Below are 16,132 nucleotides of genomic sequence, written 5' to 3'. Positions count from 1 at the left end.
CAAGGCAGGCCCCCCATGCCCACCTACGACTACGCCTGCGCCGACTGCGGCAATTTCGATGCGCTGCGCAGCGTGGCCCTGCGCAACGAGCCCTGTGCCTGCCCCGCCTGCGGGGCGGCTTCGGCACGCGTATTCGCCCACGCACCGCACCTGGCCTGCGTGAGCCCAGAGCAGCGCCGCGCGCACGACACCAACGAGCGTGCCCAGCACGCCCCGCGCTCGTCCTCACGCGATGGCGATGCCGGCAGCTATGGCCGGCTGCGCCATCCCTCGGGGTGTGGTTGCTGCAGCGGCGGCAGCAGCAAACGCGGCAGCACCGTCACCGCTCCCAACGGCGCCAAGACCTTTCCCACCAAAAGGCCCTGGATGATCAGCCACTGACGAGTCCAACGATTCCCAAGGAGACCACGCCATGATCCACGGCGACATTTCAAGCAGCAAGGACACCGTCGGCGTCGCGGTCGTCAACTACAAGATGCCGCGCCTGCACACCCAGGCCGACGTGCTGGACAACGCGCGCAAGATCGCCGACATGCTGGTCGGCATGAAGACCGGCCTGCCGGGCATGGACCTCGCCATCTTCCCCGAGTACAGCACCCACGGCATCATGTACGACCGCCAGGAGATGATGGACACCGCCACCACCATTCCTGGCCCCGAGACGGAAATCTTCGCGGCGGCGTGCCGCAAGGCCAAGGTCTGGGGCGTGTTCTCGCTGACCGGCGAGCGGCACGAGGAGCACCCGCACAAGATGCCCTACAACACGCTGATCCTGATGAACGACCAGGGCGAGATCGTGCAGAAGTACCGCAAGATCATGCCCTGGACGCCCATTGAGGGCTGGTACCCGGGCGACCAGACCTATGTGAGCGACGGGCCCAAGGGCCTGAAGATCAGCCTCATCATCTGCGACGATGGCAACTACCCCGAGATCTGGCGCGACTGCGCGATGAAGGGGGCCGAGCTCATCGTGCGCTGCCAGGGCTACATGTACCCGGCCAAAGAGCAGCAGATCCTCATCAGCAAGGCCATGGCCTTTGCCAACAATACCTACGTGGCGGTGGCCAATGCGGCAGGGTTCGATGGCGTGTACAGCTACTTCGGCCACTCGGCGCTGATTGGCTTTGACGGCCGCACGCTGGGTGAGTGCGGTGAAGAGGAGTACGGCGTGCAGTATGCGGCGCTCTCCACCAGCCTGATCCGCGATTTCCGCAGGAACGGCCAGTCCGAGAATCACCTGTTCAAGCTGCTGCACCGCGGCTATACCGGCGTTCTCAACTCCGGCGAAGGAGACAAAGGCGTGGCCGCCTGCCCCTACGGCTTCTACCAGCGCTGGGTAACCGACCCCGAGGGCACGCGCCAGGCCGTAGAGGCGCTCACGCGCAGCACGGTGGGCACGGCCGAATGCCCCATCGACGGGATTCCGCACGCATAGGCACGGGTCAGCGTCGCTCTGTGCCATCCACCATCGGGAACGCCTGGAAAGCGCGCGTGAAGTCGCAACAGGACTGGGCCAGCATGGTGATGGACGACACCAGCGCACTGCGGTGCTCGCCCTTGTACAGCGCCACATAGGGCACGGGCGGCAGGGGTGGGTCCACTTCCAGCACGGCCAGCAGGCCTGCGCCGATGAGCGGGTCCAGGCAGTGGCGCGGCAGGTAGCTCACGCCCAGCCCCGAGATGGTCAGGCCGATCAGCGCGATCAGGTTGCTCACCACGATGGCGTCCGAGGGCTCGGCGCCCAGTTCCTTCATCCATGCGTCGTAGCGCCGGCCGGTGCCTGACGACTGCCCCTGCACCAGCAGCCGCTGGTGCGCCAGTTGGTGCAGGCGCACCGGGCCGGCGGGCAGCAGGCCGGGCTGGCACATCCAGGCGCTCTCCACCTGGCCCACGGCCTTGGCGGGCAGGCGCGCATCGGCAAACGCATCGGGCACGATGATCAGGTCCAGGTCATCGGCCAGCAGCTTGTCGCGCAGCGGCAGGCTGCCGTCCACGTCGGGCTCCAGCGTCACCTTGGGGTAGTGCTGCTGCACCAGGGCCACCAGCCGGGGCAGCCAGGTCATGGCCGTGAGTTCGGTCACGCCGATGCGCAGGCGCCGCTCGATCACCCCCGGCTTGCTGAACTGCTCCACCGCGGCGTCGCGCTGGCGCAGCAACTGGCGAGCCAGCACGAACATCTCTTCGCCCTTTTCAGTGAGGCGCGCGGTGCGCTGGCTGCGGTCGAACAGCGGGGTGTCGAACAGCTGCTCCAGCTCATGCACCCGTTTGGATACGGCCGACTGCGAAGTGTGCAGCTTGTGTGCCGCCTGGGCAAAGCCGCCCAGTTGGGCGATCCAGTACAGGGCCTCGAGCTGCTTGAAGGTCATCATGGAAATGCGCGGCTTTCAAATCACTTTTATTCATGCAATTCGAGCACAAAAAATCGCTTTTTTTAAAGTGAGGGCAATTCCAAAATCCATTCCAGCCCGCCATCGAACGCACTGAACTGCTGAGCGCCGGTGGCGAATCCTGGTCCCGCTGACCGTCCCCTGCTTTTCTGGAAAGACCGCCATGCACCCCTTCAAAATGTCCGCTCTCGCTGTACTGGGCGCCACCATGCTGGTATCGGCTGCCATGGCGCAGGAGGTCGACACCCTGCGCAAGATCAAGGAGAGCGGCACCATCCACATTGGCAACCGCGACAGCTCCGTCCCCTTCTCGTACAAGCCCACGGGCAGCGGCGACCCCGTAGGCTTTTCCAACGACATCTGCCTGAAGATCGTCGACGCCGTCAAAGCCAAACTCGGCCTGCCCGCGCTGCGCGTGCAATACACCTTGCTCAATTCGCTGAACCGCATTCCGCTGATACAGAACGGCACCGTGGACCTGGACTGCGCCACCACCACCAACTCGGTGGTGCGCCAGCAGCAGGTCGCATTCGCGCCCAGCCACTTCGTTACCAACATCACCGTGGCGGTCAAGAAGAAGTCGGGCATCACCTCGCTGGCGGACCTGGCGGGCAAGAGCGTGGCGACCGTGGCCGGCAGCACCTCGATCCAGTTGCTGCGCAGCTTCCGCCGCACAGAAAACCTGGAGGTGCAGGAGATTTCGGGCAAGGACACCGCCGACGCCTTCCTGCTGCTGGCCAGCGACCGGGCCGTGGCCTACGTGCTCGACGACGTGCAGCTCGCAGGGCTGATCGCCGTGTCACCCAACCCTGGTGACTACGTGATCCTCAAGGACGTGGTGCTGCGCCAGGAGCCCTACGGCATCATGCTGCGCAAGAACGATGCGCCCTTTCAGGCGCTGGTGGACCAGACCGTCACCCAGCTCATGAAGTCCGGCGAGATGGAGCGGCTGTATGCGCGCTGGTTCACCCAGCCCATCCCGCCGAGCAACATCAACATCAACTTTCCGATGACCGATGCGGTGCGCGAGGCCTACCGCAACCCCAACAACAAGGGGGTGTGATGGCTGCATCATCTCTGACCGGGCATCCCGACGGCCTCTTGTTCCCCGAGGACCTGATGCGGGCGGTGCGCGAGCGTTTCCTGCAGGTGGAGCATGACCACCATGGGCGCGAGCGCCTGTATTTCGACAATGCGGGCGGCTCGCTGCGTCTGAAGGCCGCCGTGGAGCGCATGGGCCAGGTCGATGCCGTGCCGGACAATACCGAGCGCATCCACGAGGTGGCGCGCGAGCTGCAGGGCGTGCAGGCCACCGGTGCGGGCGACCTGCGCACATTGCTCAACGCACAGGGGGGCAGCGTCTATGCGGCCCTGACCGCATCAGGCGCCATGTTCGACATGGTGCGCGCCGTGGCCGAGAACGTGCCGGGCACCAACATGGTCACCACGGTGCTCGAGCACCCCTCGTCCTTCGACGCCATGGAGCGCTACGCGCGCCAGACGGGCCGGGAGCTGCGCGTGGCCCCGAGCAACCCGGCCACCGGCGGGGTCGACGTGGATGCCATCGTGCGCCTGGTGGATGAGGGCACTTGCCTGCTCAACGTGATCTATGCGTCCAACATCTCGGGCGCCAAGCTCGACATGGTGCAGATCGTGGAGCGCGCCCGCGCCGTGAAGCCCGACCTGTACATCATCGTGGACGCCGTGCAGCATGCGCCCCACGGCCTCATCGACCTGCAGGCCACGCCGGTGGACGGCATCAACATCGCGCCCTACAAGTTCTTTGGCTGCCGGGGCTCGGGGCTGGCCTGGCTGTCGGACCGCGCGGCCGCATTGCCCCACCACAAGCTGGCCGGCAAGGCGCCGGACTTCTGGGACCTGGGCAGCGCAGCGCCCTGGCAGTTCGCGGTGCTTACCGAAATCATGGACTACGTGTGCTGGCTGGGCGAGGCGTCGGGTGTTGCCGTGCCTGCTGCTGCAGGCCGCCGCGAGCGATTTGCCGCAGGCATGGAGCGCATCCTGCTGCACGAGCGCGCACTGCTGGCGCGCCTGCTCGACGGCAGTGCCGAGGTGCCCGGGCTGCGCGCCATGGAGGGCGTGCAGGTCTACCTGGACCATGGCGACCTGGCGCGGCGCGATTTGATCATCGCCATCGGCCTTTCGGGAATCGACTGCACCCAGGCGGTGCACGAGTACGGCCTGCGCGGCGTCACGGTGTACGAGCGCAGCGCGGCCAGCATCTACTCGCGGCGCATGCTCGAATCGTTCGGGCTGCAGGGCGCCGTGCGGGTCTCGCCGCTGCACTGCCACTCGCCTGCGGATGTCGACCGGTTCCTGCACACCACGTGGGACATCGTGCGCGATGTCGCCGCGCGTTCGCTGGTGCTTGCGTAGGCCGGGACAGCCATGGCCATAATGCGGCCCACATGGTGGCGCCTGCATCCCTTCTCCCTTCCTTCCTCCCCCTGGCCTGTGTGGCCCTGACCGCCCTGGCCCTGCTGGCTGGCTGTGCCGCCCCGGCGCTCACCCCGCGCGGCGAGGTGAAGGGCGCATCGGCCACCACGGGCGAGCTGGCCCAGTCCGACGTGAACCGCATGGCCACCCTGGCCATGCGCGATAACCTGGCCAGCCTGACCCTGCTGATGGACAAGCTGTACCGCCGCAACCCGGCCGAGTGGCGCAAGGCCGGCGCCGCCAGCCGCGAACAGGCCATGGAGCAGGTGCGCGCCGCCGTCGAGCAGCGCCAGCCCTGGGCGCCGCTGCAGGGCCGGCGCGACATCGCGGCCCTGGCCTTTGCGCTGGCGCCCGAGTTCACGGGCGACCGGGTGGCCGCCTTCATTGTCGCCACGGCCGACATGCTGGTCACCGCGCATGGCGGCAAGACCGAGTTCTTTCTGCTCGACTCGCTCGACGCCCAGCACCTGTACAACGCCGCGCGCAACGTCGAGTCGGCCGTGTGGCTGCTGTCCCAGCGGCGCAATGCCGCAGGCCAGCCGCTGCTGTGGGCCGACGAGATCGGCCCCCAGGGGCGCAACCTGAGCTTCGAGCGCGAATTCGGCAAGGTCATCGCCCGCCTGGACCTGGTGGCCGTGGTGGTGACCGAAAAATACCGGCGCGCGGCCATCAGCTATGTGCAGGGGATTGTCGGGGGCACTTTCCTGCAATTCCTCCCCGTACGCTGAGCAGGTAAAATCGCATCTTCCCCGAGGAGCGTTGCAGCGGACCGCCCAGGCACACAGATGCCTGCTGTCCGTCAGGCTCGGGGCCGACCATCCCGCAACGACGCTCACCTACGTTACTGAACCGATTGCGCAGGTGAGTCTGATGTCCGTCCTTCCCATGCCCCCCCTGAAGCTGTCCGGCCTGGAGCCCGTCTCCATTGGCGAGGGCACCCTCTTCGTCAACATCGGCGAGCGCACCAACGTCACCGGCTCCAAGGCCTTTGCCCGGATGATCCTGAACGGGCAGTACGAGGAGGCCCTGGCCGTGGCCCGCCAGCAGGTGGAGAACGGTGCCCAGGTCATCGACATCAACATGGACGAGGCCATGCTCGACAGCAAGGCCGCCATGGTGCGCTTTCTGCAGCTCATCGCCTCCGAGCCCGACATCGCGCGCGTGCCCATCATGGTCGACAGCTCCAAGTGGGAGGTGATCGAGGCCGGCCTGCGCTGCGTGCAGGGCAAGGGCATCGTCAACTCCATCTCCATGAAGGAGGGCATCGACAAGTTCAAGCACGAGGCGCGCCTGGTGCGCCGCTACGGCGCCGCCGCCGTGGTGATGGCCTTCGACGAGAAGGGCCAGGCCGACACCTACGAGCGCAAGATCGAGATCTGTGAGCGCGCCTACCGCGTGCTGGTCGACGAGGTGGGCTTTCCGCCCGAGGACATCATCTTCGACCCCAACATCTTCGCGGTGGCCACCGGCATCGAGGAGCACAACAACTACGCGGTCGACTTCATCGAGGCCGTGCGCTGGATCAAGCAGAACCTGCCCGGCGCCAAGGTATCGGGCGGTGTCTCTAACGTGAGCTTCAGCTTCCGTGGCAACGATCCGGTGCGCGAAGCCATCCACACCGTGTTCCTGTACCACGCCATCAAGGCCGGCATGGACATGGGCATCGTCAACGCCGGCATGGTCGGCGTCTACGACGACCTCGAACCCACGCTGCGCGAGCGAGTCGAGGACGTGGTGCTCAACCGCCGGCCCGATGCGGGCGAGCGCTTGGTCGAGGTGGCAGAGACCGCCAAGAGCGGTGCCAAGGACGAGAGCAAGCGCCTTGAATGGCGCGGCACGCCCGAGTCCCCCAAGACCGTGGGCGAGCGCCTGTCGCACGCGCTGGTGCATGGCATCACCGACTTCATCGTCGAAGACACCGAAGAGGCCTACCAGATCGTGCTGGCCAGGGGCGGGCGCCCGCTGCACGTGATCGAGGGCCCGCTGATGGACGGCATGAACGTCGTGGGCGACCTGTTCGGCGCCGGCAAGATGTTCCTGCCCCAGGTGGTGAAAAGCGCGCGCGTGATGAAGTCCGCCGTGGCCCACCTGATTCCCTACATCGAGGAAGAAAAGCGCCTGGACGAGCTGGCCGGGCGCGACGTGCGCAGCAAGGGCAAGATCATCATCGCCACCGTCAAGGGCGACGTGCACGACATCGGCAAGAACATCGTCACCGTCGTGCTCCAATGCAACAACTTCGAGGTGGTGAACATGGGCGTGATGGTGCCCTGCCACGAGATCCTGGCGCGCGCCAAGGTCGAGGGGGCCGACATCGTCGGCCTGTCGGGCCTGATCACGCCCAGCTTGGAGGAAATGCAGTACGTGGCCGGCGAGATGCAGAAGGACGACCATTTCCGCATCAAGAAGATCCCGCTGCTCATCGGCGGCGCCACCACCAGCCGCGTGCACACCGCCGTGAAGATCGCGCCCCACTATGAGGGCCCCGTGGTCTATGTGCCCGATGCCTCGCGCAGCGTGAGCGTGGCCCAGAGCCTGCTGGGCGAGGGCGTGGACCACTACGTGCAGGAGCTCAACGCCGACTACGACAAGGTGCGCACCCAGCACGCCAACAAGAAGCAGACCCCGCTGTGGCCCCTGGCCAAGGTCCGCGCCAACAAGACGCCGGTGGACTGGGCCGCGTTCAAGCCCACCGTGCCGCGCGCGCTGGGCCGGCGCGTGTTCAAGAACTTCGACCTGGCCGAGCTGGCGCGCTACATCGACTGGGGCCCGTTCTTCCAGACCTGGGACCTGGCCGGCCCCTACCCCGCCATCCTGACCGACGAGGTGGTGGGTGTGGAGGCCACGCGCGTGTTCGCCGATGCGCAGGCCATGCTGAAAAAGATCATCGAGGGCCGCTGGCTCACCGCCAGCGGTGTGATGGGCCTGTACCCGGCCAACAGCGTGAACGACGACGACATCGAGTTCTACACCGACGAGACGCGCACCGAGGTCGCCATGACCTGGTACGGCATGCGCCAGCAAACCGAAAAGCACGTCATCGACGGCGTGACGCGCCCCAGCCGCTGCCTGGCCGACTTCGTCGCGCCCAAATCGAGCGGCATCGCCGACTACGCCGGCATGTTCGCCGTGACGGCGGGCCTGGGCATCGAGAAGAAGGAAAAAGCCTTCATCGACGCGCTCGACGACTATTCCGCGATCATGTTCAAGAGCCTGGCCGACCGCCTGGCCGAGGCCTTTGCCGAGTGCCTGCACCACCGCGTGCGCACCGACCTGTGGGGCTATGCCGCAGGCGAGCAACTGACCAACGACGAGATGATCGGCGAGAAGTACGCCGGTATCCGCCCCGCGCCCGGCTACCCGGCCTGCCCCGACCACAGCGCCAAGAGCGCGCTGTTCAACGTGTTGCAGTGCGGCGAAGTCGGGATGACCCTGACCGAGAGCCTGGCCATGATGCCGGCCGCCAGCGTGAGCGGTTTCTACCTGGGCCACCCCGAGAGCACGTACTTCAACGTCGGCAGGATCGGCGAGGACCAGCTGCACGACATGGCCCAGCGCCGGGGCATGGATGAGGCCGTGCTGGCGCGCTTGCTGGCGCCCAACCTGTAAAAGCAGCCTCTCCTTGGAGGGGCTGCCTGCGGGGCGTCAGGCGATGATCGTCCCGCTGACCTCACCCAGCCCGATGCGCACCGCGCCTTCGCGCTCGCACCAGCCCTTGAGGATCAGCGTGTCCCCGTCTTCGAGGAAGCTGCGCTTCTCGCCATTGGGCAGGGTCACGGGCTGCTTGCCGCCACCAGTCAGCTCCAGCAGCGAGCCGGCTTCGCTCGCTTCGGGGCCCGAGAGCGTGCCCGATCCCATCAAATCGCCGGGCTGCAGGTTGCAGCCGTTCACCGTGTGGTGCGCCACCAGTTGCGCGGGCGTCCAGTAGGCGGCGCGCTGGGTGTTGGTCAGTGCCAGGCGCACGGCGGGCTCGCCGGCTTCGCGCATGCGGGCGGTCTGCAGCAGCACCTCCAGCGCGATGGTGAAGGCGCCTTGGGCGCGGTTACCGGGCGAGTCGAGGTAGGGCAGGGGCTGCGGGTCGGCCGCGTCGCGCTCGAACGGCGCGCGGAACGGCGCCAGCGCTTCCATGGTCACCACCCAGGGCGAGAGCGTGCTGGCGAAGTTCTTTGACAGGAAGGGGCCCAGCGGCTGGTATTCCCAGCCCTGGATGTCGCGCGCGCTCCAGTCGTTGAACAGGGCCACGCCGAACAGGTGCTGCTCCGCTTGGCCGATGGCGATGGGCTCGCCCTGCGCATTGCCCTGGCCAATGAACCAGCCCAGCTCCAGCTCGTAGTCCAGGCGCTTGCAGGGGCCGAGCGTGGGCGCGGCGGCCTCGGGCGCCTTGGTCTGGCCTTGCGGGCGCTTGACGCGCTGGCCGCTGATGCCGATGGACGAGGCGCGGCCGTGGTAGCCGATGGGCACCCACTTGTAGTTGGGCAGCAGCGGGTTGTCCGGGCGGAACTGCTTGCCCACCGTTGTGGCGTGGTGCACGCTGGTGTAGAAGTCGGTGTAGTCGCCGATCTGGCAGGGTACGGCCATTTCGGCATCGGCCTGGGGCGACAGCGCCTGGGACCAGGCAGCCTGTTGGGGGCTGCCTTCGCGCAGGCCTTCGGACAGCTTCTGGCGCAGGGTCATGCGCTCGGCCGGGCTTGCGGCCATCAGCGCGTTCATGTCGTTCGAGGCGGCGAGGCCCAAGGCCTGCAGGTCCAGGATCTGGTCGCCGATGGCCACGCCGATGCGCAGCGCGTCGCCGCTGCCCGCCTTGCGGTAGCGGCCGAAAGGCAGGTTCTGGATGGGGAAATCGCAGCCCGCCGTGTTGGCGGAGGCGACCCAGCTGCGCAGCCGGGTGTCGTGGGTGGCGTCGAGGGTGGTGGTCATGGTCACGAGGGGGGTGAAAGAGAGGAAAACGGTCAGTCGGCACTCATCTGCGCACTGTGGGCGACCTTGCCCAGACGCTCGTATTCGCGCTTGGTCAGGGCGTCGAAGTCGGCCACGCTGGCGCTGCGCGGCGTGAAGCCGGCGGCCAGAAGCTTGTCCTTGACAGCAGGGTCGGCCAGCGCATCGGCCAGGGCCTTGTTCAGGCGCTGGGCCACGGCAGCCGGCAGGCCGGCGGGGCCGTAGACGCCGAACCAGGGCTCCACCGCATAGTCGGGCAGGCCGGCTTCGGCCAGCGTGGGCACGTCGGGCAGGGCCGGGGAGCGCTGAGCGCCCGCCACGGCCAGTGCGCGCAGCTTGCCGGCCTGGATGTGGGGCAGCGAGGCGGGCAGGTTGTCGAAGGCGATGGGTACCTGGCCGCCGATCAGGTCGGTGATCAGCGGCGCGCTGCCCTTGTAGGGCACGTGCACCAGGTCGGTCTTGCTGGTCTGGGCGAACAGCACGCCGGCCAGGTGCATGGAGGTGCCGGCACCGGCCGTCGCATAGGGCAGGCCGGGGTTCTTGCGCAGGTGGGCCAGCAGCTCGGCCACGTTTTTCACGGGCAGTGCGGGGCCGGCCTCGAGCACGATGGTGGAGTTGCCCAGCAGGCCCACGGCCGTGAAGTCCTTGCGCGGGTCGAAGGGCATCTTCTTGTAGATGTGCGGGTTCAGCGCATTCGTGGAGATGGCGCCCATGCCCACGGTGTAGCCGTCGGGCGCGGCCTTGGCCACGGCGTCCATGCCGATGTTGCCGCCCGCACCCGCGCGGTTGTCGATGATGACTGGCTGGCCCAGCGTCTGCGCCATGTGGGCACCCACGGTGCGCGCCACCAGGTCGGTGGTGCCGCCGGGGGCATAGGGAACGACGAAGCGGATGGGCTTGGCCGGGAAGGCGGCCTCCTGAGCGGCCAGGGGGCCGGCGGCCAGACCGAGCACGGTGGCGGCTGCGGCGGTGCACAGCAGGGTGCGGCGGGTGGTGTGGGTACGGTCGAAAGCGGCCATGTAGAGGTGTCTCCGGTGACGGTTATAGGAATGCCGCCATTCTTGGCCGGTCTGCGGTTTCCTACAATCGTTCTTTCCACTGCATGGACAAGCATGACCACCCTGGTGCTCGACCGCGTGCTGCGCATCCTCGACCAGCTCTCGCGTTATGACGCGCGCGGGCTCTCGCTGTCCGACATCGCGCGCCAGTCCGGCATACCGCACCCCACCGTGCACCGGCTGTTGCAGGACATGATGGCCGCCCGTCTGGTGGCTGCGCTGCCCGAGGGCAAGGGCTACGTGCTGGGCCGCCGCCCGTTCGAGCATGGCCTGGCTGCGCGCGGGCGGCACGACGTGGCGCCCCTGTTCACGGCCAATCTGCAGCGCCTGGCCGATGCCACGGGCTACGCGGCCTACCTGTTCGTGCTCAGCGGGCACGAGGCCGTCTGCTATGCCCACACCAACGTGCAGCGGCTCGACCCACCCCTGAGCGTGACCGTGGGCGGGCGCCGCCCGCTGGGCGTGGGCGCGGCGGGGCTGGCGCTGATGGCGGCGCAGGACGCAGAATTCATCGACGCGGCCATGCAGGCCAATGCCCCCACCTTGGGCCGCTACGGCGGGCTGGACGAGCCGGCACTGCGCCAGTTGCTCGCGCAGACCCAGACCCTGGGCTATGCGCGCAGCGGCGGCTGCCTGAACACCAACACCGCCGCCGTGGGCCATGCCGTGGTGGATGTGGGCGGGCGCGCGTTCGCAGCCATCAGCCTGTCGACCACCGTGGCGCGGCTCACGCAGCGCGAGGCGGCGCGGCTGGCGGCCTTGCTGCGCACCGAGATCGCCGATATCCAGCCGAGGGTGCACTTCCACTGGAGCGACTCGGCGCCCCTGCGCTGAGGTTTACTGCGATGCCTGATCGGTACCTGTATCGGCGCTGGCCGCCATTTCGAGCTGCATCATGATCATGTTGACCAGCATGTGCACCGTGGGGCGGCCGGTCTCGATCACGTAGTGCGCCGTCTCACGGTACAGGCCATCGCGCTGTTCGTACAGGGCGCGCAGCTTGTCCATGGGGTTGCCGCCCTGCAGCAAGGGGCGGGTGCGGTCGTGCTTGACGCGCTTGTAGATCTCTTCGGGCGAGGCGCGCAGGTAGAGCACCGGGCCCATGGCGCGCAGCACCTCGCGGTTCTCACGGCGCAGCACCGCGCCGCCGCCGGTGGAAAGCACCATGCCGCCGGGCTGGGCCACAGCCTTGGCCAGTTCCTGCGCTTCCAGGTCGCGAAAGCGCGCCTCGCCATGTTCCTCGAAGAACTGGCGGATGCTGGTGCCCAGCGTTTCCTCGAGCCGGTGGTCCAGGTCGATGAACGGCACGCCCGTGCGGTGCGCCAGTTGCCTGCCGACGGTGGATTTGCCCGAGCCGGGCATGCCGACCAGTGCGCAGCGAATCTGCATATGTTTCTTGTGTCTTTCCGGCCTTGCCCCTGGGACGGGAGTTTACCGGCTGCCGTCACAGCGCCGCGTAGACCAGCGCCGGGTACAGCTCGCACAGGTAGCGTAACTGGCCGGGGGCCTGGGTGAGCAAAATGGCCACCAGGTCCTCGGCCGGGTCGACCAGGAAGAAGGTGCCGCCCATGCCGCTCCAGCCGTACTGGCCTACCGAAGCGGCATGGGGCGCCAGGCCGGCGGCGCGGCGCACGGCCACGCCCAGGCCGAAGCCATAGCCCTCGGGCAGGATGTCCCCGGCAGCCGGAATGCCCGCGCCCAGGTGGTCGGCGGCCATGAAGGCCACGGTGGCGCGGCTGGCCAGGCGCACGCCGTCGAGCGCGCCGCCGGCCAGCAGCAGGCGCGCAAAGCGCGCGTAGTCGCCCGCCGTGGACACCAGACCGCCGCCGCCGGATTCGAACGTGGCCGGGCGCGATACGTCGTTGAGCGCCACCTCGGCGCCGGTCTGCGGGTCGCGCGCGAAAGGCTCGGCCAGACGGTGCATCTGCTCCGCCGGCACGTGAAAGCCGGTGTCGCGCATCTGCAGCGGGCCGAACACCCGGCGCTGCAAGATGGCGCCCAGGGGCTCACCCTCCACCACCTCCAGCAGGGCGCCCAGCACGTCTGTGGCGCGGCTGTATTCCCAGCAGCTGCCGGGCTGGTGCAGCAGGGGCAGGGCCCCGATGGCCTTGGCCAGTGCCGCATTGCCGTCGCGGCGCGAGCCGATGCGCGCACCGATGTAGGCCTGGGCCACCGGGCCGGTGTCCCAGGCATAGCTCAAACCCGCCGTGTGGCGCAGCAGGTCGTGCACGGTGGCCTCGCGCCGAACGGCGACGGTGCCTCCGGTGGCTGGGTCGAACACGCCCTGACCGGCAAACGAGGGCAGGTAGCGCGCCACCGGGTGGGACAGGGGCAGGCGGCCTTCCTCCATGAGCATCAGCGTGACCAGCGACACCACGGGCTTGGTCATGGAGTAGATGCGGAAGATCGAATCCGCTGCCATGGCCGGCGCGCCGGCGCCCGGCGCCTGGGCGCCCAGGGCCTCGTGCAGCAGCGTCTGGCCGCGGTGGTGCACCAGCGCCACCGCGCCGGGCAGGATGCCCCGGTCGATATGGTCCTGCAGGACGTTGCGCAATCGGATCAGGCTGGGGGCATGCATGGGCGGGGCTCCTGGAAAAGATGGCAAGAGCCTGCCACAAGTGGCACTTGATCCCAGCCGCCTGTGGGACAGCGCCTACAGTGGCTTCCGTGCCCGGCCGGTGGCAGGTGGCCTGGCGGCGCACTAAGCTCGGTGCATGACCGTTTCCGACCGACTCCAGCGCGTATGCGAACGCCTCAAGCCCCTTGTGCAACCCGTGCTGCCGCTGTGGCGCGCGGTGCAGCTGTGGCTCGACGCGGACGGCCTGCGCATGAGCGCGGCCATGTCCTTCTACGGCATGCTCAGCCTGGCGCCACTGCTGCTGCTGCTGGTAGGTGTGCTTGGCTGGTGGATGGACCGCAGTTACCTGGAGACCAGCCTGTTGCACCAGGTGCAGTCGGTGATGGGCGAGCGCGTGGCTGACGTGATGCGCCAGGCCCTCGCCAGCGCGCAGGAGCCTTCCGAAGGGCGCCTGGCTTCCCTGATCGGCTTCGTGGTGCTGCTCTCGGGCGCCACCGGGGTGTTCGTGGAACTGCAATCGACCCTGGCGCGGCTGTGGCAGGGCGCCGAGCCCGAACCCACGCGGGCCGCGTGGTGGCACATGGCCTCTCTGCGCCTGCGCGGGCTGGCCTATGTGCTGGCCATCGGCTTCCTGCTGATGGTCTCGCTCACCATGTCCACCCTCATCAATCTGTTTGCCGGCTGGGCCGGCGCAAGGCTCTCGATGGCGCCGCTCGGGCCCATCCTGTTGGTGGTCAACGAGGCCGTGGCCTTCAGCTTTGCCGTGGCACTGTTCGTGGGGCTGATGCGCATTGGCAGCGGGCGCAAGCCGCCCCTGCGCTGCCTGGTGGCTGGTGCGGTGGTGGGGGCCACGCTGTTCACCATCGGCAAGCAGTTGCTGGCGTGGTACCTGTCGACGGCCGCCGTGGTCTCTGCGTACGGCGCTGCCGGCTCGCTGGTGGTGCTGCTAATGTGGATCTATTTCTCGTCGGCCGTGCTGCTGTTCGCGGCCAGCTGTGCCCGGGCTCTGGACGAGGCGGGCCTGCAGGTGCGCAGGCGCCGCACCACAGCGGTTCCCGTGCCGCAGACCGATGCGGGCGTGGCGCCCGTGCCTTGAATGGGCGAGCGGGGCTGGCGTCACTTTGCGCTGTAAGCAACAGCAACTGTCTGCCGCCGGGCTTTGAACTTTGAGGGGTGGCCGCAGCACTTCTTACCGACCCTTACAAAGCAGACAAGCCCCCGCACCATTGCCTGTATACCGTGCATCCATGGGCTGCGTTGTGGACTGAGCGAAGCCCCGACACAAGAACGAACCATTGAATGGCGCGCATGCGCGCGGAAGGAAACACCATGAACAACCCTATCACCCTGCAGCCGTCCGATGTGCGCACTGTGCCTTCCACCCCCTCGCCCATGAAGTGGATGTGGGTCGCCATCGCCTCCCTGGGGGCGTGTGTGGTGGCCCTGGGTACCACGCTGGTGGTGCAGCACCGTCCCGCTGAAGTCGCCGCCACCGCAACAGCGGCCAGCCCTGCCGTGGTGGCCGAATCGCTGCAGGGCGCTCCCGCCCAGCCGCTGGGTCTGGTGCAACCCCAGGCCGGTGCCCCGGCCCAGCGTGGGCCTGCGCCCATGCCCGAGCCATTCCAGCCCCAGCGTGCGAACCTGGCCGGCGGCACGACACCGATGGTGCAGCGCGCGCCGGCGTGCAACACCTGCGGCCGGGTTGAATCGGTGCAGGCCATCCAGCAGGCCGAGCCCGCCACCGGTGTGGGTGCGGTCGCGGGTGGCGTGCTCGGCGCGGTGGTGGGCAACCAGATCGGCAAGGGCAATGGCCGCACCGCCGCCACGGTGCTGGGCGCCGTGGGCGGCGGCTACGTGGGCCACCAGGTGGAGCAGCGGTCGCGCACCCGCACGGTGTACCAGGTGGCGATCCGCATGGACGATGGTTCGCTGCGCCGCTTCACGCGCGCGCAGCCCCCGGCCGTGGGCACCCCTGTCGCGCTGCAGGGCAAGGGCTACCGAATCGACCACGAGCGCGACAGCCGCCCGAATGGCGGCGCCTACACCAACGCCCCCGCAGGCGCGGTGCGCGTTGCCAACGGCTATTGAGCTGTGGCAGGCCTGATCACAGCGCCTTGACCAGCTCCGGCACAGCGGTAAACAAGTCCGCCTCCAGCCCATAGTCCGCCACACTGAAGATCGGCGCCTCCGCATCCTTGTTGATCGCCACGATCACCTTGGAGTCCTTCATGCCCGCCAAATGCTGGATGGCCCCGGAGATCCCGGCTGCGATGTACAGCTGCGGCGCCACGATCTTGCCGGTCTGGCCCACTTGCCAGTCGTTGGGGGCATAGCCCGCATCCACCGCTGCGCGGCTGGCGCCCAGGGCGGCACCGAGCTTGTCGGCCAGCGGGGTCATCACTTCGTCGAACTTTTCCTTGCTCCCGAGCGCCCGGCCACCGGAGACGATGATCTTGGCGGCGGTCAGCTCGGGGCGGTCGCTCTTGGCGATCTCGCTGCCCACAAACACGCTCTTGCCGGTGTCGGTGGTCGCTGCTGCGGTTTCCGTCGCTGCGCTGCCGCCGGATGCCGCTGCCGGGTCAAACCCCGTGGTGCGCACGGTGATGACCTTGGTGGCGTCGCTGCTCTGCACGGTGGCAATGGCGTTGCCGGCGTAGATCGGGCGCTCGAAGGTGTCCGGGGAGATCACCTTGGTGATGTCGCTGATCTGGGCGACGTCG

General features: G+C 68.1%; 15 protein-coding genes and 1 riboswitch. Of the genes, 9 read left to right on the top strand and 6 right to left on the bottom strand.

Features of this window, described 5'->3' with window-relative positions:
• Positions 1-15: 15 nt before the first annotated feature.
• Together QYL93_RS13330 and QYL93_RS13325 are read left to right on the top strand one after the other, a co-directional pair.
• Positions 16-381 carry a zinc ribbon domain-containing protein gene (locus QYL93_RS13330; protein WP_305744079.1) on the top strand — a complete coding sequence of 122 codons (366 nt, stop codon included), beginning with the start codon at positions 16-18 and terminating at the stop codon, positions 379-381.
• A 31-nt stretch (positions 382-412) separates the two neighbouring features.
• The gene (locus QYL93_RS13325) at positions 413-1,435 is read left to right on the top strand and encodes an aliphatic amidase (protein WP_305744078.1); all 1,023 of its coding nucleotides are present in this window, start codon (positions 413-415) and stop codon (positions 1,433-1,435) included.
• A gap of 7 nt (positions 1,436-1,442) precedes the next feature.
• Here the strand turns inward: QYL93_RS13325 and QYL93_RS13320 are convergent, their stop codons facing one another.
• The gene (locus tag QYL93_RS13320) at positions 1,443-2,366 is read right to left on the bottom strand and encodes a LysR family transcriptional regulator (protein ID WP_179682571.1); all 924 of its coding nucleotides are present in this window, start codon (positions 2,364-2,366) and stop codon (positions 1,443-1,445) included.
• A 184-nt stretch (positions 2,367-2,550) separates the two neighbouring features.
• Here QYL93_RS13320 and QYL93_RS13315 point away from each other — a divergent pair, with 184 nt between their 5' ends.
• The 4 genes from QYL93_RS13315 to metH all read left to right on the top strand — a co-directional run bounded on the left by QYL93_RS13315 (position 2,551) and on the right by metH (position 8,450).
• Positions 2,551-3,450 carry an amino acid ABC transporter substrate-binding protein gene (locus QYL93_RS13315; protein ID WP_305744077.1) on the top strand — a complete coding sequence of 300 codons (900 nt, stop codon included), beginning with the start codon at positions 2,551-2,553 and terminating at the stop codon, positions 3,448-3,450.
• A complete protein-coding gene (locus QYL93_RS13310) occupies positions 3,450-4,781 on the top strand; it encodes an aminotransferase class V-fold PLP-dependent enzyme (protein WP_305744076.1) in 1,332 nt (443 codons plus the stop codon). Before QYL93_RS13315 ends, QYL93_RS13310 begins: the two co-directional genes overlap by 1 nt.
• A gap of 32 nt (positions 4,782-4,813) precedes the next feature.
• Positions 4,814-5,569, top strand: coding sequence for a hypothetical protein (locus QYL93_RS13305; RefSeq protein ID WP_305744075.1), 756 nt, complete (start codon positions 4,814-4,816; stop codon positions 5,567-5,569).
• 17 nt (positions 5,570-5,586) lie between these two features.
• Positions 5,587-5,682: riboswitch (S-adenosyl-L-homocysteine riboswitch) on the top strand.
• 29 nt (positions 5,683-5,711) lie between these two features.
• Complete coding sequence (metH, locus tag QYL93_RS13300) at positions 5,712-8,450, top strand: methionine synthase (RefSeq protein WP_305744074.1); 2,739 nt, start codon at positions 5,712-5,714, stop codon at positions 8,448-8,450.
• A 36-nt stretch (positions 8,451-8,486) separates the two neighbouring features.
• Here the strand turns inward: metH and fahA are convergent, their stop codons facing one another.
• On the bottom strand, positions 8,487-9,758 hold the full coding sequence (gene fahA / locus QYL93_RS13295; protein ID WP_305744073.1) for a fumarylacetoacetase: 1,272 nt from the start codon (positions 9,756-9,758) through the stop codon (positions 8,487-8,489).
• A 32-nt stretch (positions 9,759-9,790) separates the two neighbouring features.
• Positions 9,791-10,795, bottom strand: coding sequence for a tripartite tricarboxylate transporter substrate binding protein (locus tag QYL93_RS13290; protein ID WP_305744072.1), 1,005 nt, complete (start codon positions 10,793-10,795; stop codon positions 9,791-9,793).
• 93 nt (positions 10,796-10,888) lie between these two features.
• On the opposite strand from QYL93_RS13290, the gene QYL93_RS13285 reads away from it, so the two are divergent.
• Positions 10,889-11,668, top strand: coding sequence for an IclR family transcriptional regulator (locus tag QYL93_RS13285; protein ID WP_305744071.1), 780 nt, complete (start codon positions 10,889-10,891; stop codon positions 11,666-11,668).
• A gap of 3 nt (positions 11,669-11,671) precedes the next feature.
• On the opposite strand, the gene QYL93_RS13280 is transcribed toward QYL93_RS13285, so the two are convergent.
• On the bottom strand, positions 11,672-12,223 hold the full coding sequence (locus QYL93_RS13280; RefSeq protein WP_305744070.1) for a shikimate kinase: 552 nt from the start codon (positions 12,221-12,223) through the stop codon (positions 11,672-11,674).
• Between the two features lie 55 nt (positions 12,224-12,278).
• Positions 12,279-13,412, bottom strand: coding sequence for a serine hydrolase (locus QYL93_RS13275; protein WP_305744069.1), 1,134 nt, complete (start codon positions 13,410-13,412; stop codon positions 12,279-12,281).
• Positions 13,413-13,548: 136 nt separating this feature from the next.
• On the opposite strand from QYL93_RS13275, the gene QYL93_RS13270 reads away from it, so the two are divergent.
• A complete protein-coding gene (locus QYL93_RS13270; RefSeq protein ID WP_305744068.1) occupies positions 13,549-14,508 on the top strand; it encodes a YihY/virulence factor BrkB family protein in 960 nt (319 codons plus the stop codon).
• Positions 14,509-14,741: 233 nt separating this feature from the next.
• Positions 14,742-15,500 (top strand): glycine zipper 2TM domain-containing protein, encoded by a 759-nt coding sequence (locus tag QYL93_RS13265; RefSeq protein ID WP_305744067.1) that lies wholly within the window; start codon positions 14,742-14,744, stop codon positions 15,498-15,500.
• Positions 15,501-15,516: 16 nt separating this feature from the next.
• Here the strand turns inward: QYL93_RS13265 and QYL93_RS13260 are convergent.
• Positions 15,517-16,132: electron transfer flavoprotein subunit alpha/FixB family protein (locus tag QYL93_RS13260; RefSeq protein ID WP_305744066.1), on the bottom strand; the 616-nt coding region annotated here is incomplete at its 5' end.

It is taken from the genome of Acidovorax sp. A1169, from assembly GCF_030704685.1.
In the GTDB taxonomy this organism is placed as follows: domain Bacteria; phylum Pseudomonadota; class Gammaproteobacteria; order Burkholderiales; family Burkholderiaceae_C; genus Acidovorax.
Note: the sequence above shows the minus strand (reverse complement) of the source record. Positions and strands in the feature narration are given on the sequence as shown.

Bases quoted from the DNA above. Each gene is read 5' to 3' on its own strand.
- QYL93_RS13330 (WP_305744079.1), top strand. From the start codon at position 16: ATGCCCACCTACGACTACGCCTGCGCCGACTGCGGCAATTTCGATGCG.
- QYL93_RS13325 (WP_305744078.1), top strand. From the start codon at position 413: ATGATCCACGGCGACATTTCAAGCAGCAAGGACACCGTCGGCGTCGCG.
- QYL93_RS13320 (WP_179682571.1), bottom strand. From the start codon at position 2,366: ATGACCTTCAAGCAGCTCGAGGCCCTGTACTGGATCGCCCAACTGGGC.
- QYL93_RS13315 (WP_305744077.1), top strand. From the start codon at position 2,551: ATGCACCCCTTCAAAATGTCCGCTCTCGCTGTACTGGGCGCCACCATG.
- QYL93_RS13310 (WP_305744076.1), top strand. From the start codon at position 3,450: ATGGCTGCATCATCTCTGACCGGGCATCCCGACGGCCTCTTGTTCCCC.
- QYL93_RS13305 (WP_305744075.1), top strand. From the start codon at position 4,814: ATGGTGGCGCCTGCATCCCTTCTCCCTTCCTTCCTCCCCCTGGCCTGT.
- metH (WP_305744074.1), top strand. From the start codon at position 5,712: ATGTCCGTCCTTCCCATGCCCCCCCTGAAGCTGTCCGGCCTGGAGCCC.
- fahA (WP_305744073.1), bottom strand. From the start codon at position 9,758: ATGACCACCACCCTCGACGCCACCCACGACACCCGGCTGCGCAGCTGG.
- QYL93_RS13290 (WP_305744072.1), bottom strand. From the start codon at position 10,795: ATGGCCGCTTTCGACCGTACCCACACCACCCGCCGCACCCTGCTGTGC.
- QYL93_RS13285 (WP_305744071.1), top strand. From the start codon at position 10,889: ATGACCACCCTGGTGCTCGACCGCGTGCTGCGCATCCTCGACCAGCTC.
- QYL93_RS13280 (WP_305744070.1), bottom strand. From the start codon at position 12,223: ATGCAGATTCGCTGCGCACTGGTCGGCATGCCCGGCTCGGGCAAATCC.
- QYL93_RS13275 (WP_305744069.1), bottom strand. From the start codon at position 13,412: ATGCATGCCCCCAGCCTGATCCGATTGCGCAACGTCCTGCAGGACCAT.
- QYL93_RS13270 (WP_305744068.1), top strand. From the start codon at position 13,549: ATGACCGTTTCCGACCGACTCCAGCGCGTATGCGAACGCCTCAAGCCC.
- QYL93_RS13265 (WP_305744067.1), top strand. From the start codon at position 14,742: ATGAACAACCCTATCACCCTGCAGCCGTCCGATGTGCGCACTGTGCCT.